20 protein-coding genes are annotated in these 25,237 nt (G+C 73.4%); 11 read left to right on the top strand and 9 right to left on the bottom strand.

Going from position 1 to position 25,237, the window contains the following annotated elements; genetic code table 11:
* Positions 1-21: 21 nt before the first annotated feature.
* Positions 22-2,181 carry an MMPL family transporter gene (locus tag ACMXN5_RS38710; RefSeq protein ID WP_439679574.1) on the bottom strand — a complete coding sequence of 720 codons (2,160 nt, stop codon included), beginning with the start codon at positions 2,179-2,181 and terminating at the stop codon, positions 22-24.
* Positions 2,182-2,343: 162 nt separating this feature from the next.
* Positions 2,344-2,946 (bottom strand): HDIG domain-containing metalloprotein, encoded by a 603-nt coding sequence (locus tag ACMXN5_RS38705; RefSeq protein ID WP_439679573.1) that lies wholly within the window; start codon positions 2,944-2,946, stop codon positions 2,344-2,346.
* Between the two features lie 355 nt (positions 2,947-3,301).
* Between ACMXN5_RS38705 and ACMXN5_RS38700 the strand changes: the two genes are divergently transcribed.
* The 5 genes from ACMXN5_RS38700 to ACMXN5_RS38680 all read left to right on the top strand — a co-directional run bounded on the left by ACMXN5_RS38700 (position 3,302) and on the right by ACMXN5_RS38680 (position 11,028).
* The gene (locus ACMXN5_RS38700) at positions 3,302-3,937 is read left to right on the top strand and encodes a hypothetical protein (RefSeq protein WP_395793608.1); all 636 of its coding nucleotides are present in this window, start codon (positions 3,302-3,304) and stop codon (positions 3,935-3,937) included.
* Positions 3,938-5,836: 1,899 nt separating this feature from the next.
* The gene (locus ACMXN5_RS38695; protein ID WP_439681373.1) at positions 5,837-6,445 is read left to right on the top strand and encodes a TetR family transcriptional regulator; all 609 of its coding nucleotides are present in this window, start codon (positions 5,837-5,839) and stop codon (positions 6,443-6,445) included.
* Positions 6,446-6,477: 32 nt separating this feature from the next.
* Complete coding sequence (locus ACMXN5_RS38690) at positions 6,478-8,556, top strand: HelD family protein (RefSeq protein ID WP_439679572.1); 2,079 nt, start codon at positions 6,478-6,480, stop codon at positions 8,554-8,556.
* 125 nt (positions 8,557-8,681) lie between these two features.
* Positions 8,682-9,344, top strand: a complete 663-nt coding sequence (locus tag ACMXN5_RS38685; protein ID WP_395793614.1) for an SGNH/GDSL hydrolase family protein — start codon at positions 8,682-8,684, stop codon at positions 9,342-9,344.
* 145 nt (positions 9,345-9,489) lie between these two features.
* Complete coding sequence (locus ACMXN5_RS38680) at positions 9,490-11,028, top strand: DUF2079 domain-containing protein (protein ID WP_439679571.1); 1,539 nt, start codon at positions 9,490-9,492, stop codon at positions 11,026-11,028.
* Here ACMXN5_RS38680 and ACMXN5_RS38675 read toward each other — a convergent pair.
* Positions 11,001-11,792 (bottom strand): maleylpyruvate isomerase family mycothiol-dependent enzyme, encoded by a 792-nt coding sequence (locus ACMXN5_RS38675; protein ID WP_439679570.1) that lies wholly within the window; start codon positions 11,790-11,792, stop codon positions 11,001-11,003. The genes ACMXN5_RS38680 and ACMXN5_RS38675 overlap by 28 nt on opposite strands.
* 661 nt (positions 11,793-12,453) lie before the next feature.
* On the opposite strand from ACMXN5_RS38675, the gene ACMXN5_RS38670 reads away from it, so the two are divergent.
* Together ACMXN5_RS38670 and ACMXN5_RS38665 are read left to right on the top strand one after the other, a co-directional pair.
* Positions 12,454-12,759 (top strand): type B 50S ribosomal protein L31, encoded by a 306-nt coding sequence (locus ACMXN5_RS38670; protein ID WP_439679569.1) that lies wholly within the window; start codon positions 12,454-12,456, stop codon positions 12,757-12,759.
* A gap of 227 nt (positions 12,760-12,986) precedes the next feature.
* The gene (locus tag ACMXN5_RS38665; protein ID WP_439679568.1) at positions 12,987-13,844 is read left to right on the top strand and encodes an SAM-dependent methyltransferase; all 858 of its coding nucleotides are present in this window, start codon (positions 12,987-12,989) and stop codon (positions 13,842-13,844) included.
* Positions 13,845-13,916: 72 nt separating this feature from the next.
* Here the strand turns inward: ACMXN5_RS38665 and ACMXN5_RS38660 are convergent, their stop codons facing one another.
* The 5 genes from ACMXN5_RS38660 to ACMXN5_RS38640 all read right to left on the bottom strand — a co-directional run bounded on the left by ACMXN5_RS38660 (position 13,917) and on the right by ACMXN5_RS38640 (position 17,859).
* Positions 13,917-14,807 carry a Gfo/Idh/MocA family protein gene (locus ACMXN5_RS38660; RefSeq protein WP_439679567.1) on the bottom strand — a complete coding sequence of 297 codons (891 nt, stop codon included), beginning with the start codon at positions 14,805-14,807 and terminating at the stop codon, positions 13,917-13,919.
* A 159-nt stretch (positions 14,808-14,966) separates the two neighbouring features.
* On the bottom strand, positions 14,967-15,566 hold the full coding sequence (locus ACMXN5_RS38655; RefSeq protein WP_439679566.1) for a TIGR03086 family metal-binding protein: 600 nt from the start codon (positions 15,564-15,566) through the stop codon (positions 14,967-14,969).
* Between the two features lie 64 nt (positions 15,567-15,630).
* Positions 15,631-16,119 (bottom strand): DUF1203 domain-containing protein, encoded by a 489-nt coding sequence (locus tag ACMXN5_RS38650; RefSeq protein WP_439679565.1) that lies wholly within the window; start codon positions 16,117-16,119, stop codon positions 15,631-15,633.
* 88 nt (positions 16,120-16,207) lie between these two features.
* Positions 16,208-17,002: a crotonase/enoyl-CoA hydratase family protein gene (locus ACMXN5_RS38645; protein ID WP_439679564.1), complete on the bottom strand. Its 795-nt coding sequence runs from the start codon at positions 17,000-17,002 to the stop codon at positions 16,208-16,210.
* Positions 16,999-17,859, bottom strand: coding sequence for an SCO6745 family protein (locus ACMXN5_RS38640; protein WP_439679563.1), 861 nt, complete (start codon positions 17,857-17,859; stop codon positions 16,999-17,001). The genes ACMXN5_RS38645 and ACMXN5_RS38640 overlap by 4 nt, the downstream gene beginning before the upstream one ends.
* Before the next feature lie 184 nt (positions 17,860-18,043).
* Between ACMXN5_RS38640 and ACMXN5_RS38635 the strand changes: the two genes are divergently transcribed.
* The 4 genes from ACMXN5_RS38635 (at position 18,044) to ACMXN5_RS38620 (ending at position 23,214) form a co-directional block, all read left to right on the top strand.
* Entirely contained in the window at positions 18,044-19,504 is a 1,461-nt protein-coding gene (locus ACMXN5_RS38635) for a PLP-dependent aminotransferase family protein (RefSeq protein WP_439679562.1), read from the top strand.
* A gap of 81 nt (positions 19,505-19,585) precedes the next feature.
* Positions 19,586-20,575 carry an aldo/keto reductase gene (locus ACMXN5_RS38630; protein ID WP_439681372.1) on the top strand — a complete coding sequence of 330 codons (990 nt, stop codon included), beginning with the start codon at positions 19,586-19,588 and terminating at the stop codon, positions 20,573-20,575.
* A 171-nt stretch (positions 20,576-20,746) separates the two neighbouring features.
* On the top strand, positions 20,747-21,451 hold the full coding sequence (locus ACMXN5_RS38625) for a TetR/AcrR family transcriptional regulator (protein ID WP_439679561.1): 705 nt from the start codon (positions 20,747-20,749) through the stop codon (positions 21,449-21,451).
* Positions 21,452-21,678: 227 nt separating this feature from the next.
* A complete protein-coding gene (locus ACMXN5_RS38620) occupies positions 21,679-23,214 on the top strand; it encodes an MFS transporter (protein WP_439679560.1) in 1,536 nt (511 codons plus the stop codon).
* 86 nt (positions 23,215-23,300) lie between these two features.
* On the opposite strand, the gene ACMXN5_RS38615 is transcribed toward ACMXN5_RS38620, so the two are convergent.
* Positions 23,301-24,923 carry an alpha/beta fold hydrolase gene (locus tag ACMXN5_RS38615; protein ID WP_439679559.1) on the bottom strand — a complete coding sequence of 541 codons (1,623 nt, stop codon included), beginning with the start codon at positions 24,921-24,923 and terminating at the stop codon, positions 23,301-23,303.
* Positions 24,924-25,237: the final 314 nt, after the last annotated feature.

Raw genomic sequence — 25,237 nt, 5'->3', positions numbered from 1 at the left:
TTCCGTGCTTGCGTCGTCGACCTAGTCTCGCGGACGTGCCGGCCGCCAGAAACGGGGGCCGATCTCCAGCGCGAGCGCCGGCAGGAGCAGACTGCGCACCAGGAGGGTGTCCAGGAGCACACCCACCGCGACCAGCACGCCCTGTTGCAGCGAGTTGACCGTGGGGATCACGGTGAGCGCGGCGAAGGTGGCCGCGAGCACCAGGCCGGCCGAGGTGATCACGCCGCCGGTGACGGCCAGTCCGGTCAGGATGCCCTCGCGGTGCCCACGTTCGCGGACCTCCTCCTTGGCGCGGGTCATCAGGAAGATCGTGTAGTCCACGCCGAGCGCCACCAGGAACAGGAAGCCGAACAGCAGCAACCCCCGGTCGATCCGCGGATATCCCAGCGCGTGGTACAGCAGCGCCGCCGCGCCCACCGCGGACCCGAACGACAACACCACCGACAGCAGCAGCACGATCGGCGCGACCACCGAGCGCAGCAGCACGATCAGCATCCCCAGGACGACCACCAGGATCAGCGGGATCAGCAGCCTCTCCTCCTCGCCCTGCGCGTCGGAGGTGTCGAGCGTGACCGCGGTCTGACCGGCGACCAGCGCGGACCGGGTCTCGGCCGATTCGTGGCGCAGCGTGTGCCGGATGCGCTCGATGGTCTGCCGGGCGGCGTGCGTGTCGGGACTGTCCCGCAACACCGCGGCGATGTGCGTCCAGCCGCCCGAACTCGCCACCTGGGTCGCGGAGTCGACGCCCGGCACGCCGGGCAACTCGCGCAACGCCACGGCGGCGCCGGCGTCGCGCACGTACACGTCGGCGGGCGCCGAGGAGCCGGCCGCGAAGTGTTCGGCGAGTCGCTCCTGCCCGATCACCGAGTCGACCTTCTTGGTGAACTGCTCGCCCTGGGTCTGCCCGCTGCTCAGGGTGAACGAGCCGCACGCGAGCGCCACGAGGACCACGACGCTGCCGATCCAGATCGGCCGGGGCCGCCGGCCGACGCCGCGCGCGATCCGGTTCCACGTACCATGCTCGCGCTCCGCGCTCGCGCGCGCGTCGTTGCCCGCGTTGTCGCCCGCGTTGTCGATCGTGTGGCGCGGGATCAGCGGCCAGAACACCCACCGGCCGAGGATGACCAGGAACGCGGGCAGCAGCGAGGTCATCGCGCAGAACACGATCAGCACGCCGATCGCCACCACCGGCCCCAGGCCGCGGGTGGAGTTCATGCTGCCGAACACCAGGCACAACGTGGCGATGCCGACGGTGGCGGCGGACGCGGCGATCGCCGGCATCGAGCGCGTCACCGCGAGCGCCATCGCCTCGTGCCGATCCTCGTGTCGATGCAACTCCTCGCGATAGCGCGCGATCAGCAGCAGGGCGTAGTCGGTGCCGACGCCCAGGGCCAGGACCACCAGGACGTACGAACTCTGCCCGTTGACGGTCAGATCGGCGTACTCGGCCAGCAGATAGACCACGCCGGACGCGACCTGACCGGCCAGTGCCACCGAGATCAGCGGGATCAGCCACAACACCGGGCTGCGGTACGTGATCAGCAGCAACAGCGCCACGATCGCCAGCGTGGTGGCCAGAAGCGCGGCGTCCATGCCGGAGTAGACGTCGATGAAGTCGGCGATGTTGCCCGCCTGACCGGCGATGCGCACGTCGAGTCCGGCGACGGCGTGGTCCTCGGTGAGCTTGCGGACACTCTTCACGGCGTCGCCGAGCACCGAGTTATCGCTCTTGTCGCTCTTCAGCGGCACGGTCAGGTACGCGGCGCGGTGGTCGTCCGACACGACGGCCGGGGCGATGTCGGCGGCGGCGATCCGCCGATCGAGCAACTGCCGCCGGTCCTCGCCGACCCGGGCCAGGTCGGTGCCGCTCAGGCCGTCGTCGCGGGTGTAGACGACGACCGCCGTCATGATGTCCTTGGCGGTGAAGTACTTGTTCGCGATGTCGATCGCGTGGGTGGACTGGGAGTCCGCCGGCAGCCAGGTCTGCTGCTCGTTGTTCTGGACCGAACCGAGCTTGGCTGCCAGCGAGCCGCCGAGGCCGATCAGCAGCAGCCAGAACACGAGCACCACCCACTTCGACCGCCGTCCGGCGACGAACGAGGCGTAGCGCCGGAAGAGGGACGGTGGCCGCGGCGGCGTGCCGGCGCCGGCCGGTTCGGTCACGGATGTCTGCGTGGTCATGGGTGCTCACCAAGGGTCGAGTGGGCCGCGCCTGCGTCGGTCGAACTGCTGACCCGACGGGGGCGGCGAATGTGACACTCGACCGGGGGGAAGCGGTGGGCGCGGCCGGCTCGACGCGCGGGGGCGGGTCCGGCCCGGTCCGGTTCGCGGGGCTCGTGGACGCTAGCTGACGCGGTGGCCGAACTCGGCGGCGAGTGTGTCGAGTTCGGGGGTGCCGAACTCGGCCGTCAGGGCCTCGAACGTGACCACCTTGTCGTCGCCGAAGCGGCGGATCTTGGCGGCGAACGTGTCCGGGCACAGGAAGCGGGGCGGGTTCGACTTGCTGTGGAACTTGTCCGCGTACATCACCAGGCGCTCCTCGACCGACTCCGCGACGTAGTCGTCGACCGGGATCGGCAACTGCTGGTTCACCACGTCGGCCCGGGTCACGCCGACGCCGGTGTGACAGGAGCAGAACCGGTGCAGCACCTCGGGCAGGCCCTCCTTGCGAAGGATCTCCGCGCCGAGCAGGCCGTGCCGTACGTAGTTGGCGCCGTCGAGCCGACCGGTCTCGTCGTAGAGGCGGTACACGCCGATGTCGTGCAACAGGCACCCGGCCCGCACCAGGTCGTGGTCCACGCCCGCGCCGGCGGGGCCGGCCAGGAGCTGCTCCGCGATGCGCCAGACGATGGTGCAGTGGGTGTGCACCTTCTCGAAGATCGCTGGGGTGGGTGCGTACGCCTGGTGCAACGCGGTGATCTCGGCGACCGTCGGAAGTTGTGCCATCCGGGGAGCCTAGCCGAGGCGGCGTCGGGTTTGTCCGCACGGGTGACGGCCCCGCGTGGCGGCGACGCGGGGTTCGCTCAGGTTCGGCAGGGGACTCGGCCAAGGGACCGGATCGGGGTCGGGAAGGTCCGGGATCGGGTGGTGTGCGGGGGTGAACGGGCCTGTGTCGTCCGTGAGTTCGATCTCCGGCCGCCCCGACGGGTATCCTCGTGGTCGCCTGATGTTCGCCCGGTCGATCCTGCGGGGGCATCCCGGGATCGGGCACCGTGGAGGGGCGACGGCCGGCGACGTGCGCGCGCACGCTCGGGCGAGTCCGTCCGCGACCGACGGCCATCCCAGCGAACCAGGACACGCGATGACCCCGACCACGCTCGCAGGGCCCGCTCCCGCCGGGCGCACCGAACACCACGCGTTCATCGCGATCGAGGGCCCACCCGGCGCGGGTGCCGCCGCGCTCGCGGACACGCTCGGCGCGGCACTGGGCTGCACCCCGATCGCCGGACGCGCCGAATCGATCCGTCTGGACACCCGTCCCGGCCACGGCCTGGGCCTGGCCGGCCTGCTGCGGGCCGACGCGCTGGTCAAGCGCCACCGGCCGAGCGGGCCGGTGATCGTACACACGTGGGCGGCCGGCGTCGCCGCCGACGGGGCGGCGATCTACCGGGCCGACGGAACGCGGCTCAGCGCCCAGGTCGCGGAGTACCGGGCGGTACTGGAGGAGCCCACCGTCACGGTGCACCTGACGGCGTCCGCCCGCACCCTGCGCGACCGCCTCTCCGGCCAGCGCGTCCTGTCCGCCGACGACCGCGGCTGGCTCACCCGCCGAGGCGCCCTCGAACGCGTAGCCGAGGCCCACCTGACCCTGGCCCACGAGGCCGACCCCCGACACGCGATCGTGATCGACATCGACGGCCATGACGCGGGCGCGGTAGCCGACGTGGTCATCACCACCCTCCAATCCCGCAAATTCACAACCCCTAGCGCGGCATAGCCAGGAGGCCCCAGGGCCGCCGCCCCCGGGCCGCCTTGGTAGCGGTGAAGCGCAGTGGAACGGGGCCCGGATGCCGCGCAGCGGCTGCGCGCCTGGGCCTCACCCCGGGGGCTCCAGTGAACCCGGCCCCAGCCCCGGTCCCGGGCCGCCTTGGTAGCGGTGAAGCGCAGTGGAACCGGACCCAGGCGCCGCGTAGCGGCGGCGCGTCCAGGTCCTCGCTCCGGGGCTCTCACGAGCCTGGCGCCGCTCCGGCCCCGGGCCGCCTCGGTAGCGGTGGAGCGCAGTGGAATCGGATCCAGGCGCCGCGCAGCGGCAGCGCGTCCGGGCCTCACTCCGGGGCCTCTCACGAGCCTGGCCCCGGGCCGCCTCGGTAGCGGTGGAGCGCAGTGGAAACCGGACCCAGGTGGCGCGCGGCGGCAGCGCCCCCGGATCCCACCCGGAGGTTCCCACGAACCTGGCTCCGCTCCGGCCTCCGGGCCGCCCCGGCGGCGGTGGGGCGAAGCGGGCCGCGACCCGCTGTGTCTGGTGAAGCGCGGTGGAACCGGATCCAGGCACCGTGTAGCGGCAGCGCGCCCGAGCCCGCTCCGGGGGCGGTCACGAACCTGGCCCCGCTCTCGGGCTCGGGGCCTCCCCTACGGGGGTGGAGCGAGGCGGGGCCGCAGCCCGCTGTGCCTGGTGAAGTGCGCTGGAACCGGATCCCGGTGCCGCGCAGCGGTAGCGCGTCCGGCGCTCGCTCCGGGGGCAGCCACGAACCGGCCCACTCCTGGGCTTGGGGCCTCCCCGACGGGGTGGAGCGAGGCGGGCCGCAAACCTGCTGTGCTTGGTGAAGTGCGGTGAAACCGGATCCCGGCATCGCGCAGCGGCAGCAGGCCCGCCCCCCACTCCGGGGGCTCTCACGAACCTGGCCCCATCCTCGGCTCCTGGGCCGCCCCGGCGGCGGTGTAGCGCAGCGGAGCCGCAACCCACTGCGTCACCGGTGGAGCGCAGCGGAGCCGGAACCCCTCGGTGCCGCGCAGCGGCAACGCCCCCCGCGCCTCCGCCCCCGACGGAGCGAAGCGGAGGAGAATCACTTCGCCTCCTCCCCGATGGGGGCTTTGCGCGGGCGCGGGTTCTGCCCGGACGCGGGTTCTGCCCCGATGGGGGCTTTGCCCGGGCGCGGGTTCTGCCCCGACGGGGGCTTTGCCCGGGCGCGGGTTCTGCCCGGACGCGGCTCACCTGCCGGCCCTCACGATCATGGCCGAGTCTCGGTGGGGGCCGGGTTCGTGGCTGCCGCGGAGTGGTTTCTCCTCCGCTGCGCTCCGTCGGGGGCGGACGGGGGGCGTTGCCGCTGCGCGGCGCCGGGTTCCGGTTCCGCTGCGCTCCACCGGTGGCGCAGCGGGTTGCGGCTCCGCTGCGCTCCACCGCCGCGCCGTCGCGCTCGGCCGCCGCCTGTTGCGCTTCCTCGCCGCCCTCGCCGCCCCTCGCTGCGCTTGGCCGCCGTCCGTTTCGCTTCGTCACCGCTCCCGCCGTGCTTGGCCGCCGTCCGTTTCGCTTCGTCACCGCTCCCGCCGTGCTTGGCCGCCGTCCGTTTCGCTTCGTCACCGTCCCCGCCCTGCTTGGCCGCCGTCCGCTTTGCTCCGCCGCTGCCCTCGCTGCCTCCGCTGCGCTCGGCCGCCACCGCCACCGCCACCGCCACCGCCACCGCCACCGCCACCGCCACCGCCGCCGCTCCCGCGCCCCCGCTCCACCGCCGCCCCCGCGCTCCGCGACCACCCGCTCCGCCGCCGCCGCCGCGCTCCGCCGCCGCGCTCCGCCGCCGCCGCGCTGCGCCGTTCTGCTGTGTGGGCTGTGGCTCTCTGGTTGGGGGTGTGGTCACGTATTGTGACGGGGACGGGTGGTGGTGTTGTGGGGCTTCGGGAGATGAAGCGGGCTCGGTTGGTGGGGGCTATTTCTGATGCCGCCATCGGGCTGTTTGTGGCTCGGGGGTTCGATGCGGTGTCGGTTGCCGAGGTTGCGGCCGTGGCGGAGGTGTCCAAGCCGACGCTTTTTCGGTATTTCCCGACCAAGGAAGATCTTGTGCTGCATCGGTTCGCCGATCATCAGGACGAGGCCGGGCGGGTCGTGGCCGGGCGGGCGGAGGGTGTTTCTCCGCTGGCCGCGCTGCGCCTGCACTTTGTGGCCGGGCTGGAGCGGTTCGATCCGGTGACCGGGCTTTGTGACGCGCCGGAGGTGTTGGCCTTTCATCGGCTGTTGTACGGGACGCCGAGTCTGGTGGCGCGGCTGCTCGCGTATACCGATCGCGCCGAACACGCGCTGGCCGATGCGTTGGGCGGGCCGGATCCGCTGGAGGCGCTGTTGGCGGCCGGGCAGATCGTTACCGTCCAGCGCATTCTGGCTCGGGAGAACTGGCGTCGGATTGCCGAGGGGGAGCGGGCGGCGGCGTTGCTTCCGGAGGCTCGTGCGGCGGCCAAGGGGGCGTTCGATCGGCTGGCCGGTGGGTTGACCCGGCTGGCAAGCGTTACTGAGTAACGTATTTAACCGGGTTGCATTATCCTGGGTGTATGACGTCCCTCGATGCCGAACTCGTCAGCGAGCGCTCCCACCACGAGACCTGCCGCGCCGTGCTGGCCGCGATGGTCGAGGGCGCGGCCGAACACGTCGTCACCGGCGAGGACGTCTCGGCGTCCGGCGCCGACGCCGAGGCGCTGGGCTACACGTTGCGCAGCCGGGCCCGGGAGATGGCCGAACTCCCGGAGTCGCCGCTGTTCTTCGGCCGACTCGACTTCGCCGAGTCCGGGGCGGCCGGCGAGCACCGGGGCGGGCGGTACCACATCGGGCGGCGCCGGATCGGCATCGATCCGACCGTCCCGCCGCTGGTCGTCGACTGGCGCGCGCCCATCTCGCGGGCCTTCTACCGCGCGAGTGCCCGCGACCCGCAGGGGGTCGCGGTTCGGCGCCGCTTCGGCTGGGCGCCGCGTAGCGTCGGCGCCGCCGAGGACCTGACCAGCTTCGAGGACGAACACCTGGATGCCCGCCCCGACCCGGGTGACGGCGATCCCGCGAGCGCTTCCGGCACGATTTTGGCCGGCGAACTCAACCGGCCCCGCGTCGGGCCGATGCGCGACATCGTCGCCACCATCCAGCCCGAACAGGACGACCTGGTCCGCCGGGCGCTGACCGCGTCCATCTGCGTCCAGGGCGCACCCGGCACCGGCAAGACCGCCGTCGGGTTGCACCGTGCGGCCTTTCTTCTGTACACCCACCCCCGGCGCATCCAACGCGGCGGCCTGCTGATCGTCGGACCCAACCGGGCGTTCCTGCACTACATCTCCGAGGTGTTGCCCGCGCTCGGCGAGACCGGGATCCGCCAGGCCACGATCGACGACGAGGTCGGCCGGCATGCGATCCGGGCCCGGGACGAACCGGCTGCCGAGGTGGTCAAGCACGACGCGCGCATGGCGATCGTGCTGCGCCGCGCGCTGTACGCCCGGGTCAGCGCGCCGACCGCGCCGGTGGTGATTCCGGACGGCTCCTACCGGCGCCGCATCCCGCTGGACGAGCTGGCCCGCATCGTCGAGCGGGTGCGCGCCGAGGACACCCCCTACGAGGTCGGCCGGGAGCGGGTCCGGGCCCGCGCGGTGCGGGTGCTGCAATTGCAGGCCGAGCGCAACTCCGGGCCGCCGACGGGGGAATGGCTGCGCCGGATGGGCCGGGCCAGGGGCCTCGCCGCCTTCGTCGACGGCTCGTGGCCGAAGGCGACACCCGAGGAGGTGTTGGCCGAGGTGCTGACCGACCCGGACGCGCTGGCGCGGGCCGCCGACGGCGTGCTGACCCCCGCCGAGCAGCACGCCATCCGCTGGACCAGGCCGCCGCGCTCGGCCAAGAGCGCCCGCTGGTCGGCCGCCGACCTGGTGCTGCTCGACGAGGTCGCCGGACTGATCGAGCGGCCCGGTACCTACGGCCACGTCGTCGTCGACGAGGCCCAGGACCTGTCTCCGATGCAGTGCCGCGCCCTCGCCCGGCGGATCGGCTCCGGCTCGGTGACCGTACTCGGCGACCTGGCCCAGGGCACCACCCCCTGGGCCGCGCGCACCTGGCCCGACCTGCTCGCCCACCTGGGCCGCCCCGACGCCGAGGTGGCCCCGCTCACCGTCGGCTTCCGCGTCCCGGCGGTGATCGTGGACCTGGCCAACCGACTCCTGGCCGCTCTGGACGTGGACGTACCGGCGGCCCGGTCGTTGCGCCGGGACGGCGAGTTGACCATCCGTGAGGTCGCCGACCCGGAACCCGCCACGGTCGTGGCCGTACGCGCCGCGCTCGCCCGCGAGGGCTCGATCGGGGTGATCGCCGCCGACACCGGGACCGAGGCGCTGCGCGCGGCCCTGACCGCCGCCGGCATCGCCACGACCACCGCCGACGCACCGGACCCGACCGGCGTCGTCCGGGTGACCGTATTGCCCGCCACGCTGGCCAAGGGCCTGGAATACGACCACGTCGTGGTCGTCGAGCCGGCCGCCATCGTGGCCGCCGAGGCACGCGGCGCGGGCCGGCTGTACGTGGTGCTGACCCGGGCCGTGTCGCGACTGGACATCGTGCACGCCCGACCGCTGCCCCGGGTGCTGCGGGCCGCCCTGGAGTGACACACGGTAGCCGCGTGCCCGCCACCCGTTCGCGGTAGCCGGGCGGGCGGCGAGCGGGCGGCCAACCTAGCGTGTGGGAGGGAACCGTCCCCGGACACGGCCGGTGATCGACCCGGGAGGCCACGATGTCGGGCGCGACGCACGAGGTGCCGGTGATGATCGCCGGCGACGCGATCGGACACGTCGGCGGTGGCGCCCGGACCTGGCGATATCGGCTCTGGCGGCATCTGCGCGCCCACGATGTGCGGCTCGACCTGGTCGGCTCCGACGACCCCCTCGACGACATCCGGGCCGAGGTCGCCGAGCATCGGCCGGACTATCTGCTGGTCCTGCTCGGCGTCGACGAACTGCGTCGGCCGGCGATCGACCCGGGCCGCTTCGAGGCCGACCTGCGGGCCTCCATCGCCGACGCCCGCCGCGCCAATCCGAACCTGCGGATCGTGCTCGGCCACGTCCTGCCCACGCACCATGCGGGCCCCGACCCGGAGTTCGCCGCCCGCGCGGCCGGCTACAACACGCGCATCGACGCGATCGCCGCCGACCTGGACACCGCCGACTCGCCGATCGTGGTGGCCGGCACCGACGCCGAGTTCGACGCGGGCGACCACACCGCCGACGGCCTGCACCCCAACCCGGCGGGCGAGGTCCGCATCGCGGCGGCCTTCGCCGATGCCCTCGCCGACCGCTTCCACCTGGGTGCCCACTACCCGCGCCCCTTCCCCCGAGCGGCCGGCGGCGCCACCGGCCCGCGCCCCCACCGGGACCGGGCCGACCACGACCCGGAGTAGCGCGCGACGGGCCGCCCACGACCGCCCGTGCGGCAGGCCCATCCGCCCCGACCGGCCCAGCGCCACTCCGCCGGTCGGGGGATCAATCGCGCGAAAACCGTGTCGCCGCGCCGCCGCGCCGGGTTCGCTGCCCAGCCTTCGCTGGGTGAGCGAGTACACGACCACCGTCGGCCCCCCGCTCCCCGGCCGGGCGCGACACGATCCGCGCCGGCCCGAACGGGGCGCTCCGGCGGGACCGGCCCGGCTCGCGTCCCGCGCGCTGCCCTGGCTGCTCGCGGGATGCGCCTGCGCGCTCTACGCGGCGCACGGGGTGCGGCGCCAGCACCGGCTGGAGACCACCGGATTCGACCTGGGCATCTTCGAGCAGGTGGTGCGGTCCTACGCACACGGCCGCGCCCCCGTGGCCGATCTCAAGGGGGCCGGATACAACGTGTTCGGCGACCACTTCCATCCGATCCTGGCCCTGCTCGCGCCGGTGTACCGGGTGTTCCCCGCCGCCGAGACGCTGCTGGTCGCGCAGGCCCTGCTGGTCGGGCTGTCCGTACTGCCGGTGACCCGGGCCGCGGTGCGGCGTTGCGGGGTTGCCGGTGGCACCGCGCTTGGCGTGGCGTACGCCCTGTCGTGGGGCCTGCAGAGCCTGCTCCGCTTCGACTTCCACGAGGTCGCCTTCGCGGTGCCGCTGCTCGCCTTCGCGCTCGCGGCGCTGGTCGAGGGGCGCCTGCGGGCGGCGGTGGCCTGGTCGGTGCCGCTGGTCCTGGTCAAGGAGGACCTCGGCGTGACGGTCGCGGTGGTCGGCCTGCTGGTCGTCCATCGCGCGGCGCGGGCGCCCGAGCCGGATCGGGCGGTCGTGCGGTACGGGTTCGCCCTGGCCGTGTTCGGACTGGTCGTCGCGGCGCTCGTGGTGGGCGTGGTGTTGCCGGCCGCGAATCCGGATGGCGGTTATCCGTACTGGGATTCGTTCACCGGCGGGCCGGCGGACACCCCGGGGCTGGGCGCCCGGGTCGAGCAGCAACTGCATACGGTATGGCTGCTGTTGCTCGTGACGGGCGGCGCGGCGCTGCGCTCGCCGGTGGCGCTGGTCGCGCTGCCGACGCTGGGTTGGCGGTTCCTGTCCGACGTACCGCTGCACTGGGGTACACACTTCCACTACAGCGCGACGCTGATGCCGGTGCTGTTCCTCGCGCTGATCGACGCCTGGCCGCGGTTGCGCGCCGCGCGCCGGTGGGTCGTCCGGGGCTATGCCCGGGTGTTGCCGGTGGGTTGCCTGCTCGTGGCGGTACTGCTGGTCCGCGACTTCCCGTTCCGCGATCTGCCGCATGCCGCCTTCTGGCGCGGCGATCCGCGTTATGCGGCGGCGCGGCACATGGTCGACCTGGTACCGGAGGGTGTGCCGGTGTCGGCGACCAACCACCTGGTGCCGCAATTGACTTCGCGGAACGTGGTGTCGCTGCTCCCGGATCCGCGGATCCGTCCCCGATGGGTGGTCGCGGACACCTGGGCGGCCGGGTTTCCGGTGTCGGTGGCGGAACAGAACGCCTATCTCGGCCGGTTGCGTTTTGCCGGGTGCGAACAGGTGGGTGCGGAACTGGGCTTCGTGGTGCTGCGTTGCGATCCACCGGGGCCGGCGCCGGCGGTCGGCATCGGGGGCGTGCGCGCCTACAGGGCCGGCACGAGGGTGAAGTAGCGGTCGAGTACGGCCCGGTCGCCGGTCGCGGTCAGGCGGTCCGCCGGGATGCGCTGCCACAGGAACAACATCAGGTCCGAGGCGGTGCCGGCCAGTTCGACGTCGGCGGTGCCGGGGGCGTCGAGGTGGACCACGTCGCCGTCGAAGCGTACGGACCACGCCTCCGGGCCGTCCGTACGCCGGAAGCGCAGGTGTTCCCCGGCTCCCGGCGCGGCCTGCCTCCGCTCCCGTCGGGCCGGCGCCATCACCTCGAAGTTCTGCCGGATCGCGTCGACGGCCGACTCGGCCGCGATCGGCGCGGCGGGGCCGAGGGCGTTCTCGGCGTCCCAGCGGTGCACCGCCGCCTCGATGGTCTGCATGCGCACCCAGAAGTCGACGGTCTGCTCCTCGGACCAGGTCCAGACCGCGGTCTCGCCGGGGGTGTCCGCGAACGCCGCGGCCAACGCGCTCGCGCCGTCGGCGAACCAGTCGACCAGGCCGACCGGCAGCGGCCCGGGGGTGGGTGCCCTGCCGGGAATCGGCCAGCCGTCGCGCTCGTCGGGCAGGTGGTACACCGACGCGTCGGAGTGCTCCGGGATCGCGGTGAGCCGGCCCACCACCACCGCCGTTACGAGGCGATGCACGGCGCCGAGGTGGCCGACCAGATCGGTGACGGTCCACTCCGGACAGGACGGCACGAACGGCGCCTCCCCCGCGCCGAGAACCCGCCGCACGGCAACCTCGAAGGCCCGCACCTCGTGCCGAAAATACGCGAGACGATCCATCGCACCATTATCGGCCGACGGGCACGCGGCCCAGCGCCCACCGCGCCCATCTCCCCGAGCACGTTGCGCCGACCCGTGCTCCCGCCGCCAAGGCGCCCCCGCCCACTGAGGGGTCGCGCCGACTCGCGCCCCCGCAGCCCGAGCCCCTGTCCCCGAGGGATTGCGTCGACCCGCGGGCCCCGCCGCCAAGGCGCCCGCCCCCCGACCGGTTGCGTCGACCCGTGTGCCCCGTCGCCGGGTGCGCCTCGTCCCCGAGCCGCCCCGTCCCTTGAGGGATTGCGTCAACCCGCGGGCCCCGCCGCCAAGGCGCACCCGCCCCCCGAGCGGTTGCGCGCCCCGCCGCCAGGGTGCGCCTCGCCCCGAGTCGCCTCGCCCCCGAGTTGCCTCGCCCCGTCAACCCGTGCGCCCCGCCGCCAGGGCGTGCCTCGGCCCCGAGTTGCCCACTCGCGTGCGCCGTCGCCAGGGCGTGTGTTGGGCTGGATGGGTGTGTGGTCTCGCGGGGGGATGGGTTGTTGGTGACGCTGGGCTTGGGCGTTCGGGCGTCGCCGGAAGAAGTTTGGGGTGACGTGTGTTGGCGCGGTGACGGATCGGGAAACGGCCCGGTTCGGAGCTTCGTCCACCGACCCCGACCCTTCACCTCCGATCACTTCGAGGAGTAGCCATGAAGCAGGACAAGCACCCCGCCTACGGTCCGGTGGTCTTTCGGGACCGCTCCGCCGGATACGCCTTCCTGACCAAGTCCACCGCGGTCAGCGAGCAGACCATCGAGTGGGACGACGGCAACACCTATCCGGTCATCGACGTGGAGATCTCCTCGAAGAGTCATCCCTTCTACACCGGCAATGCCCGCCCGGTGGACCCCGAAGGCGAGATCGCCAAGTTCGAGCGCCGCTACGGTGATCGGCATGCCGGCGGCGACGGTGGCGCCGGCAGCGAGGGCGGCGACGGTGGGAGCGGTACCGGGTGACCCGTCGCGGATGAGAGATGAGATCCGGCCGGGATTCCGCGCCGGTCGAGGGGGGTTCGCGGGTCCCGCATGCCGACTGCCGCTCGCCGCAAGTGAGTTGGTCGGCCGCGTCGGGGCCGCGCGACCCCCGGGTTGGTGCTTGTTCGTGGCAACGAAACGGCAAGATCACCAATAGGCTTACCGCCAACAGGAACCCCGCATTCCTCCCCCGATGGACGGAGCCCCTCATGACAGACGACGCGCAGGCGACCGGCACGCCCTCGGCCGACGGTGCGGACGGCCCCGACGACGGCTGGCGGCCGGTCGGCATCGACGTCTCGACGCCCAGCATCGCCCGGGTCTACGACGCGGTGCTCGGTGGCAAGGACAACTATCCGGTCGACCGCGCGATCGCCGAGGCGTCGCTGGCGATCGTCGCGGAGATCGGGGACGTCGCCCGATACAACCGGGCGATACTCGGGCGCGCGGTGCGGTTCATGGCCGAACAGGGCATACGTCAGTTCCTCGACCTGGGGTCCGGCCTGCCGACCGTGCAGAACACCCACCAGGTGGCCCAGGCGCACTCGCCCGAGGCCCGCGTGGTCTACGTGGACAAGGACCCGATCGTGCTGGCGCACGGCCGGGCCCTGCTCGCCGAGAACGAGTACACCACGGTGGTCACCGCCGACCTGCGCGAGCCGGCCGACATCCTGAACCACCCGGACGTGCTCGCGCTGATCGACTTCGACCAGCCGGTCGGCCTGATGCTGGTCGGCGTGGTGCACCACCTCAACGACGACGAGGGCCCGGAGCGCATCGTCGAGGAGTACAAGGCGGCGCTCCCGGCCGGCAGCTTCCTGTTCCTCACCCACTTCTGCGCCTCCAGCCCGGACGCGCTGGCGTTGGAGAAGGCGCTGCTTACCGACCTGGGTTCGGGCCGGTTCCGCACCCTGGAGGAGATCACCGCCTACTTCGACGGCTTCGAGTCGATCGATCCGGGCGTGGTCTTCCTGCCGCAGTGGCGTCCCGAGGAGCCGGTCCAGGAGCCGCTGACGGTCGGTCAGCGCCTGATGGCCGGCGGCATCGCCCGCAAGCCGACGGCCTGATCCCGCCCCGCCCACGCCGAGGCCGGCCCGAAGCGGGGCGGCCCCGACGGAGCACGTCGCGGCGCGCGTACGTCAGCGTGCCGCGGCGAGTTGTTCCTCGGCGCGGGCGATGATCCCCTGGAGGTACAACCCGCGACGCACATCGCACACGTGTTCGCCGCCGTCGCGGACCAGCGCCGCGAACTCGGCCCGCAACACCGCGAAGGCGGATGCCTCGATCGCCGCGCCGAGGTCGAGCGTGACGGCCTCGGCCGAGCCGAACACCTCCAGGTCGTACCGGTGTCCGCCGCGCGCGGTGCAACACAGCACCAGCTGGGACACCGCGCCGCCGGCGTGCCGCAGCTGCAGGGCGGCCCAACCGGCACCGGGCGACTCGGCGCGTACGTCCACGATCTCGCCGAGTGCCACGCTCGTCAGGTCGAAGGCGTGCGGACCCACGTCGAGAATCGCCCCCCGGGCCTGCCGCCACGGCGAAGCCGCGAACGGGCCGTCGAGGAACGCGCCCGTGACGCACGTGAGTCGAGCGCCCCGCCACGGGGTCTCGACGCTCTCCAGATGGGCCAGGAACTCCCGGACACGCGGCGCGTAGCGGGCGCTCAGCGTGACCATCGAGCCGACCCCCGCCTCGCCGATCACGTCGGCCAGCCGGCGCGCGGTGTCGAGGTCGGCCGCGATCGGCTTCTCCAGGAGGACGGCCTTGCCCGCCCGCGCGGCCCGCTCGGCCAACGCGGGCTGCGCCTCGGGGGCGACCGCGAAGACCACCGCCTCGCACCGGTCCAACAACTCGTCGAACTCCGCGCACGCCGCGGCCCCGTGCGCCCGGGCCAGCGTCTCGGCCGCCTCGGGCCGGCGCGCCCACACCGCGGCGAGCCGGGTCTCCGGACCGGCCGCGAACACCGGCGCGTGGACCGAACTCGCCCACGGCCCGGCCCCGACCAGTCCCACCGCGACCTGCTCGACCATCGTCATCGCCTCCGATACACACCCTGCCCACCCCGCCGGGCGAGCGTACCGGCGCGCACCACGGCCGGCCGGGACCGGCGCGACGAGGGCGGGGGCGACTCCGGCGGGTCCGGCGACCCCGCGCCGCCCGACACCGTGCCGAGATCCGCCGCACGAGGTCTATCCGCGCGGCCAGTCGGGCGAGCGGCCGAGCAGGCGCAGGACCCGGTCCAGGCCGACCCGCGAGGGGTCCGGGTCCTCGATCGCGGGCCGGAAGGCGGCGTCCGGGCCGGTCCGGGCCGCGCCGCCGGGTACCGCCTCAGCGATCGGCAACACCGCGGCCAACAGGTCGGCATCGAACTCGACCGTGACCCCGATGGACACCGCGACGTCCCAGGCATGCACGACGTAGTCGACGAAGTGGAATCCCATCGCCACCCGGCCCGGGAACGACTGCCCGCGCCGTACCTCCGGCAGCCACCACTCCCGCTCCACCGCCCCGTCCTCGGCGAACGCGGCGGCGACGTCGGCGACCGACGCGGCGAACACCTTCCCGGGCTCCGCCTCCACCGGTCGATCGGCCCAGGCAGCGGCGTCGGTTCGTATCCCCCGGGCCGCCGCCGCGAAGCCGTGATTCTGACCGGTCATGTGCGCGAGCAGTCGGGCCAGGTCCCACCCCGCACACGGCGTCGGCGCGGCGAGCCGATCCACGGTGACCTGCCCGACGACCTCCTCGGCGATCCGAAGCGCCCGCAGATCGAACAAACGTATGTCGCTCATTCCGCGACCGTAACCCGCCGCCCCGGCTCCGGCACTCGAATATCCGCCGGCTCCGATCGGCCGGTCAGCCACCCGCCCGGGTCACGCCGAACATGTAGCAGCCGTAGCCGATGTTGCGGCTGTGGATCAGGACCACCTCGGGGTCGGCGAGCATCTCGGCCAGGACCGGCTCCGGCGCGTCGCCCTCGTACACGCGCGTGGCCGGGTGGATCCGGCCGCGCTCGTCGTAGGCGCGGAAGACCTGGGAGCGCGAACGCCACTGGGCCGGATAGCCGGTGTCGGCCGGGCCGGCACAGGGCGCGGCGTGCGCGAAGACCGCGCCGATCTCGCGGTACGGGCTTGTCGGCAGCGGGGGTTCGTAGCCGAACAGGATCAACTCCTCGCCCGGCTCGGCCTCGCGTAGGCAACACCGCAGCGGATGGCCGCTCTTCGCGAGGTGGGTCTCGATGGGATTGCCCGAGACGTCCAGCCCGGTGGCGCGCACGTCGGCGAGGAGGTCGGCGGGAATCGGCTGCACGACGAAGGTCGACGCGGGGTTCGTGGTGGTGGTCATGTCCCCAAGCCTGCGCCGCCGGCATGGGCGATGCCGGCGGCATTCGGACACCGCGTTCGGGCGGGCCGCGGGGTCACGGGCCGCAGGTTCACGAGCGGCGGCGCCGGTCGCGGAAGCGGGCCAGGCCGTTCGCGACACCCTCCGTCGGCACCGTGATCGCGAACCAGGCCGCCTCGACCGCCAGACCCTCGTCGATCGGCAGGCCGATTCCCCGGGTGACCGCCGCCAGGCACGCGTGCACCGCGCTCGCCGAGTGGCGGATGATGCGCTCGGCCAGGGCGTTCGCCTCGTCGAGCAGGTCGGCGGCCGGCACCACCCGGTTGACCAGGCCGAGTTCGGCGGCGCGGGCCGCGTCGATCGCATCGCCGGTGAGGATCATCTCCAGGCCGCGCTTGCGGCCGACGTGTCGCGGCAGCCGCTGCGAACCGCCGAACGGCGGCGGGAAACCGAGGCCGATCTCCGGCTTGGCGAAGGTCGCGTGCGTCGCGGCCAGGGCCAAGGGAGCGGCCTCGGTGACCTCGCAACCTCCGCCGTAGGCAAGGCCGTTGACCGCCGCGATGATCGGCTTGGGGAACTCCTCGATACGCCGGGTCAGTCCCTGGCCCCGGCGGACGATCTCGCGCAGCGCACGATCCACGCCACCGGCGATGCTGCCCGCGAGATCGGTGATGTCGGCGCCGGCGCTGAACGCCCGCTCACCGGCGCCGGTCAGGACGACGGCCCGCTGCGTGTCGTCGGCCTCCACCTTGTCCAGCGCGGCGGTGAGCGCGTCGATGGTGGCGTAGTCGAGCGCGTTGAGCTTGTCCGGGCGGTCGATGGTCAACGTGGTGATCGCGCCGTCGCGGGCCACGCGCAGGGTCGGCTCGATGACAGTGGCGCTCATGGGCGGGGCGCTCCGATCGGGTTGGGTAGGGGGATCACGCCGCGGTCCACCAGGTGCCGGGCCAGCGGCGTGGCCAGTCGGATCGCCTCCTCGACGCCGGCCGCGCCGAGCCGGGTGACCGGGTCGGCGGCCAGGCGGTCGGTGGCGTGTTCGAGGTCGCGGCGCAGCGTGCCGCCGCTTCGGGTGAGTCGGGAGTCGCGGTCGAGCAGGCCCTTGGCGACCAGGCGCCGCCGGGCCGTCTCCCATTGCGTGTCGGTCCAGCCCCGGGTGCTCTGCAACAGCTCGCGCGGGACGTTGCCGGTGGCGGCGTGGGTCAGCCCGGCTTCGAGGCCGGTGAGGCCGGCGTGCGCGACCGCGATCACGTGGCCGTCGCCGCGGTGTTCGCGCAGCACGGTGCTCGCCAGCCACAACCGGCCGAGCAGACCGTCGGGACGCGGTACGCCCGACCACGCGGCGGCCAGCGCCCGGCCTTCGTGGCCGCAGCCCTCGACGGCGGTCTCCAGGAGTTCGGTCAACTGTTCCAGGTGCCGCGCACCCACCGGCGGCAACACCCGGGACAGCGCCGTCTCCACCGCGCCGAGCCGGGTGTCGAGCACCTTCTCGGGCGTGGTGTACGCCCACGCGTCGGGCAGCGCGCGGGCCACGCGGGCGGGCGCGAAGGCGAAGCACAGCGCGCTCGCCTCGGGTGCGCGGACCGGGCCGAGCGGGGCCAGGCGGCCCGCGAAGTAGCCCATCCACCAGCCGATCAGGCCGAGCGCACGGGCCGCCTCGGCCGGTTCGGGTGCGAAGTAGGCGACCGCGTGCACGGGTTCGATCGCCTCCCAGAACCGCCGGGCGAGGGTGGGGGTGGGGGACAACGGCGGAGCCTTTCGTCGGAAGCCGGAAGCCGGAAGCCAGAAGCCGGGAGCGGCGGGACACGGGTCGGGGGCAGGGCTCGGCGGACACGGGTCGGCGGGCCCGGATCGGGCGCCCCACGGGCCGCGCGCTGTGCCGACCAGCGTGCCCGTTGTCGAGTGCCCGAGACAGTGCCAATCTGACCGAATGGACCAGGATCCCGAATGGTGGGTACGGATCGCCCTGGACGACTGGCGCTCCCGTACCGGACCGCGCCACCGGCGGATCACCGAGGCGCTGGCCGAGGCGATCGAGCGCGGCGTCGCCGGGACCGGCACCCGGCTGCCCGCCGAACGCCCGCTCGCGGACGCTCTCGGGGTCGGCCGCGGCACCGTGGTGCGCGCGTACGAGACGCTGGCCGAGGCCGGCCTGGTGTCCCGTCGCCAGGGCGCCGGCACCTTCGTCCAACGCCGGCCCGGATGGAGTCGGCCCGCCGTCGCCGCGCCGGTCCGCCGCCTGGTCGCCGACGACGAGGTGGTGGACCTGTCCCGGTCCGTACCGGCCGGCACCGGCCACCTGCCGCCGGTGGACGACACGATCGCGCTGTCCGGTCGGGACGGCCACGGGCGGCATCCCGGCGGCCTGCCCGAGTTGCGCGAGGCCCTGGCCGCGCACCTGACCGCGCACCTGGACCTGCCGACCACCGCCGAGCAGGTGATCGTGACCGCCGGCGCGCGACACGCGTTGTCCCTGGTGATCGCGGCGCTGGTCGCGCCCGGCCGCCCGGTACTCACCGGCTGCCCGACCTCACCCGGCCTCGCGGCCTCCGTCACCGCCGCCGGGGGCCGCCCGATCGGCATCGGCGTGGACCCCGGCGGCCTGGACGTATCCGCCGTCGACCGGGCCGCCGCCCGCCTGCACGCACCGCTGATCCTGGTCGCCTCCCCAGCCCACGATCCGACCGGCGCCCCGCTGTCCGCCCCCCGCCGCCGAGCGCTGCTCGCGTCGGCCCACACCAGAAACGCGATCCTTCTCGAAAACCTCTCCGAAGCCGCCCTGGACCTCCCCGCACGCCCCGCCGACCACCCCACGCCTCGCGCCGACCTCCCCACACCCCCCGCCGACCGTCTCGCCCCCCTCGCCGCCGCCGATGACGCGGTGATCGCCGTCGGGTCGATGTCGAAGATGTTCTGGGCCGGGTTGGGGGTCGGATGGCTTCGCGTGCCGGACGCGCTGCGCGGTTACCTCACGCAGACCGCCGCGACCGCCGCCGTGGCGCCGAGTGTGCCCGCGCAGGTGGTGGCCGCTCGGCTGCTGCGCGCCGCCGATGCCGGGTGGCAGGAGGGGCTGCGCCGGACCCTGGCCGAGCGCCGTGACCTGCTGCTCGCTCTGGTGGCCGAGCAGTTGCCCGCCTGGCGGGTGACCGCGCCGCGCGCCGGCCTGTCGATGTGGGCCGAGTTGCCGGTCGCGGACAGTACGACCTTCGTCCACCTGGCCGCGCGCTACGGCGTCCTGGTCGCCCCCGGCGCCGCCGCATGTGTGGACGGCCGCCATCGGCACGGCGTACGGCTGTCCTTCGCCGAGTCGGCCGACACCCTGGAAACCGCCGTCGACCGGCTGACCGCAGCCTGGGAGGAACACACCCGCCGACTGGCGGCCGGCCGCTGACCGAAGAGGTGGTTGCCCCCGTCCGCCCCTGGGCAGCGACAAGGCATGACCTCCACCACGACCTCCGCCGCCATGCCCGAAATGCCCTACACGCAGCTCGGGCGCACCGGGCTGACCGTCGGCCGGCTCGCCCTCGGCACGATGAACTTCGGTCCGGCCACCGACGAACACGACAGCGGCCGGATCATGGACGCCGCGCTCGACGCCGGCATCAACCTCTTCGACACTGCCAACGTGTACGGCCGCGACCAGATCGCCGGCACCGGCGCCCGCGGCGCGACCGAGGAGATAGTCGGCCGCTGGTTGGCCCGGGGCGACCACCGCGACCGCGTCGTGCTGGCCACGAAGGTCTACGGCTCGTGGGGCGAGTGGCCCAACTCCGGCGGCCTGAACGCCCGGCACATCCGCCGCGCCTGCGAGGACAGCCTGCGCCGGCTGGGCACCGACCACATCGACCTCTACCAGATGCACCACATCGACCGCCGGGTGCCGTGGGAGGAGTTGTGGCAGGTGATGGACCTGCTGGTCGCCCAGGGCAAGGTGCTCTACGTCGGCTCGTCCAACTTCGCCGGCTGGCACCTCGCGCAGGCCCAGGAGGCCGCCGCCCGGCGGCCCACGCTCGGCCTGGTCAGCGAGCAGTGCCTGTACAACCTGGCCCAGCGCGCCGCCGAGGCCGAGGTGCTGCCGGCCGCGCGGGCGTACGGGATCGGCGTCCTGCCGTGGTCGCCGCTCCAGGGCGGCCTGCTCGGCGGCGTCCTGGCCGCGGAGCACGACGGCGACCGACACCGCCGCGGCGCCGGCCGGGTCACCGCACAGCTGGCCGAGCGACGCGACCAGGTGCAGGCGTACGAGAACCTGTGCGCCGAGATCGGCGTCCCGCCGGGCGACGTCGCCCTGGCCTGGCTGCTCACCCGCCCCGAGGTGACCGCGCCGATCGTCGGCCCCCGTACGCTCGGCCAACTGGAGTCGGCGCTGCGCGCGCTGCGGGTCGAACTGGACGCCGACACCCTGGCCGAACTCGACCGGATCTTCCCCGGCCCCGGGCCTTCCCCGGAGTCCTTTGCCTGGTAGGAGGCCGATGGGGGAGGGATCGTAGGCCCGATCGAGATGGTGTGACGCAGGTTACAGAGCCTCTCGAAATATCCGGGGACTTCCTGTCCGTTTAACCGAGCGGATCGACAATCGGGGAATCACTCCCCGGTTACCCGTCGGGTAGCGGCAGACAAGGGAAGGAGCCGGATCATGGGCAGCACACTCACCGACTGCGTCACCATCATCGACGTCGTCGAGGATCGGGGTCCGAAGCTTCGCGCCGATGCCCGACGCAATCGCGAGCGGATCATCGCCGCGGCCCGCGAGATGTACGTCGAACACGGCGCCGAGGTGCCGTTCGACGAGGTCGCGCGGCGCGCGGGGGTCGGCAACGCGACCCTGTACCGCCACTTCGCCGACCGCGGCGAACTCGCTCACCGGGTGATCCTCTCCGTACTGGAGCGCATCACCGAGCACGGCGAGCGCGCCGCGGCCGAGGAGTCGCGGGCCTTCACGGCCCTGCGACGCTTCGCGCACGCCGCGACGGAGGAGCGGATCGGGGCGCTGTGCACGCTGATGTCCGACACCGTGGACAAGGCGCACCCCGAGCTGATCGCGGCCCGGAACCGCCTGGAGGACCTGGTCGAGTCGTTGATGACACGAGCTCGCGCCGAGGGCCTGCTGCGCACCGACATCGGCTCGGGCGACCTGCTGGTCGCGATCACCCAACTCACCCGACCGCTGCCCGGGATGGGCGGCTGCGTGGCGAACGACGCCTTCGCGCACCGGCACCTCGACGTGCTGCTCGACGGCCTGCGCGCACCGGACCCCACTCCGCTCTCCGGCGCCGTCGTGACGATCCGAGACCTGGACCACCTGAAGAAGGAGGGCGAGGCCCGGCCGACCCGGTCCTGACGTGCCCCAACGACTTCCGCGTGTCCCCGACCGTCTCGTGTCCGCCCCGCGGCCGCGTACCGACGACCTCTGCTTGTGAGCGCGTACCGACAGCGACCGGTCGCGTGACCACGTACCGATAACGAATCTCGCACCTGCCGCTCGCCTCCTCCGCGCGAGCGAGGGCGCGCACCGTCCATTCCGCGATGCCCACCGTCGCGTCACACCCCCCAAGAGTGAGTACTTCCATGTCTCAAACCGCTCCGGCCGTGTCCGCCGCCCCCGACCCCAGGCGCTGGAAAGCGCTCATCTTCATCGCGATCGCCCAGCTGATGGTCGTCCTCGACGGCACGATCGTGAACATCGCGCTGCCGTCCGCCCAGACCGACCTGGGCATCTCCGACGGCAACAAACAATGGGTGATCACCGCGTACGCCCTCGCCTTCGGCGGCCTGCTGCTGTTCGGCGGCCGGATCGCCGACCTGTGGGGTCGGCGCCGTACCTTCATCGTCGGCCTGATCGGCTTCGCCGCGGCCTCCGCGCTGGGCGGCATAGCCCAGAACAGCGGCCTGCTCCTGGGCGCCCGCGCGCTCCAGGGCATCTTCGGCGCGCTGCTCGCCCCGTCCGCACTGTCCCTGCTCGCGGTGATGTTCACCGACGCCAAGGAACGTGCCAAGGCGTTCGGCATCTTCGGCGCGATCGCCGGTGGTGGTGGCGCGGTCGGCCTGATCCTGGGCGGCGTGCTCACCGAGTACATGAACTGGCGCTGGACGTTCTTCGTCAACATCCCGTTCGCCGTGGTCGCCGCGACCGGTGCGGTCATGGTCATCCGCGAACCCGCCGGCGCCCGCAACCGTTCGCCGCTGGACATCCCCGGCGTGCTGCTGTCCTCGCTCGGCCTCGGCACCCTGGTGTACGCCTTCACCCGCGCCGAGAGCCACGGCTGGGGCGCGGGCAGCACGATCGGCCTGTTCATCGCCGCCGCGGTGCTCCTCCTGGCGTTCGTCGCGGTCGAGGCGCGGGTCAAGGCCCCGCTGCTGCCGCTGCGGGTGGTCGCCGAGCGCAACCGGGCCGGCATCTACCTCTCGCTCGGCCTCGCGATCATCGCGATGTTCGGCATGTTCCTGTTCCTCACCTACTACCTCCAGATCGTCAAGGGCTTCTCGCCGGTCAAGACCGGCCTGGCGTTCCTGCCGATGATCGCGGGCATGATCACCGGCTCCACCCAGATCGGCGCGCGGCTGATGACCCGGGTGCCGGCCCGACTGCTGATGGGTCCGGGCTTCCTGACCGCGGGCATCGGCATGCTGATGCTGACCCAGATCGAGGTCGGCAGCTCCTACGCCGGGCTGATCCTGCCCGCGCAGATCCTGCTCGGCCTGGGCATGGGTACCGCGTTCATGCCGGCGATGAGCCTGGCCACCTACGGTGTGCAGCCTCGGGACGCGGGCGTCGCCTCGGCGATGGTCAACACCTCGCAGCAGGTCGGCGGCGCGATCGGTACGGCGCTGCTGAACACCATCGCGGCGAGCGCGACCACGTCCTACGTGGCCTCGCACGCGGTCGGCTCCGGCGGCCTGGAGCAGCTGAAGATGCAGGCCATGGTGCACGGCTTCGCCACCGCGATCTGGTGGGCGGTCGGGATCCTGGCGCTGGCGTCGGCGATCGCGTTCACGTTCATCACCGTCGGGCACGGCGACAGCAAGCCGGTCGCGTCGGGCGGCAAGGACGGGGAGGCGGACGCGGACGCGGACGAGATCGCGGTGCCGGTGCTGGTGCACTGATCGCGCGGTACGTGAACCGCGGTACGTAGTGGAGGGCCCCATCGCCGAATCGGCGGTGGGGCCCTCGTCGTTCGTGCGGGCGAGCCCTATCGGGTCGGGCGTTCGTCGCGCGGCGGCGGCGATGGGCCCGCCGGGCCCACCGGGTGGACCGCGTCGTCGAGCGGGAGCGGCAGGCCCGCGCAGATCGTGGTGGTCGGACGCAGGCCGCGGACGAGATAGTCGGTGATCCGGGCGTCGACGCAGGCGTTGCCGTCGTCGAAGGCGATGTGGTCGCCGGCGTCCCGGACGAAGACCATCGGCTGGTGCGCCGTCGCGGCGGCGGCGAGGGCGCCCTCGGCGGGGGTGGCCGGGTCGAGTTGGTTCTGGACGAGGAGCATCCTCGGAAGTCTGGCCGGGTCCGGGACGGCCGGGTGTGCGGTCGTGAACGGGTAGGCGGCGCAGGGCTGTTCGGTGGCGAGCGAGCCGACGAGCGGGTAGCGCGCGGCGAGGCGGTCGCCCGTGGCCACCCAGTGGGCGGGATCGTCGGCCCAACGGCCGTCGCCGCACCGGATCGCCCAGTGCGCCCCGCTCTCCGGCACGCCGACCGGCACCCTCGGCGGGGCCAGCAGTGCCGGCGCCCGCGCCGGATCGTCCCGCAACTCCCGCAACCGCTCGGCCCATTGCGGCCAACCGCCCGCGTCGTACAGGACGTTCGCCTGCATCGCGTCGAAGGCGGTGCCGCGCTCGTGCTCGGCGACGGCGGCCCGCAACTCGTCGTACGCGGCGCGCGCCGCCTCGATGTCGTCGCCGAATCCGTACCGGTCGTCGTGGCGCGCGAGCCAGGGCAGGAACTGTACGTCGAAGCGCCGTTGCAGGCCGCGCGCCCACGCGTCGACGAAGACCTCCTCGGGGTCGGCCGACCAGTCCATCGTCGAATCCAGCACGAACCGGTCCACGCGGGAGCGGAATCGGTCCGCGTACCACGCGCCCAGCAAAGTGCCGTAGGAGAAGCCGAGATAGTCGATCCGGCGCTCGCCGAGCACGGCCCGGATCAGGTCCAGGTCCCGCGCGGTCTGGTCGGTGGTCACGTACGGTGCGAACACCGCGCCCGCGCAGGCCAGTCCGACCAGGCGCGCGTCGGCGAACTGGCGGGCTGTGTTGGCCGGCGAACGGTCGCGGGTGTCGGCGACGGGCTCGTACCGGGACCAGTCGACGCCGCAGTCCACACTCGTCGAGGGCGCGACGCCGCGGGGCGCGAAGCCGATGATGTCGTGGGTCCGCAGCAGATCCGGCTGTGCCTCGGCGACGCGCGTGGCCAGGGCGGAGCCGTCGGTGCCGGGGCCGCCGGGGTTGACGAGGAGCACGCCGCGCCGGGCGGGGCCACCGGTGGCGGGCACGCGGGTGACCCGGAGGGTGATGGTGCCCTTGGCGCGGTCGTACCAGTCGAGCGGGGCGCGCAGGTCGGCGCAGTAGGTCACGGGGTGTGCGGGTTCGGCGGGGCGATACCAGTCGCAGACCTGCCACCGAGGGCGCTGCGCCCCGAGGGCCCCGTACGGATTCACCGGCTCGGCACCGCCGTCCGCCCGCGCGTTGGTCCCCACGAGCATGCCGGCGACCCCGGCGAGCAACACCGCCCCCGTCACGACGAGGCGCCCACCCGGCAGCGACACCCGGCGACGCCCGAAGCACACCACCGACGGCACGACCGACGAGGGACGGATCGGGGGCATGGGGCTCCAGGTGGGCGGGCGGATGCGGCCAACGGTAGGGCCCCGCCGGGGCGTGGTATATCACCCGACTGTGTGGCCTCGAACCCCCCGAAGCAAGCGGTCACAGGGCCGGTCGGCCACCCCGAAGCGTTTGCGGCTCGTGGCCCTCGTGGCCCTCGTTGCCCTGGTGGTCGGGGCGGGTCGGTGCAGTCCACGACCCTTCGGGGGGTGGGGGCAGGCCCACCCCCGTTCGGCCCGCCTTCCCCATGTTCGGGGGCTTCCGGGCTCCGTAGCGTCGTGGATATCGAATCCGATGTTCATTTCTTTGCGGGAGG

This window comes from Embleya australiensis (assembly GCF_051903075.1).
Lineage (GTDB): Bacteria > Actinomycetota > Actinomycetes > Streptomycetales > Streptomycetaceae > Embleya.
The sequence above is the reverse complement of the archived record's forward strand: the minus strand, read 5'-3'. Positions and strand labels throughout refer to the sequence as shown.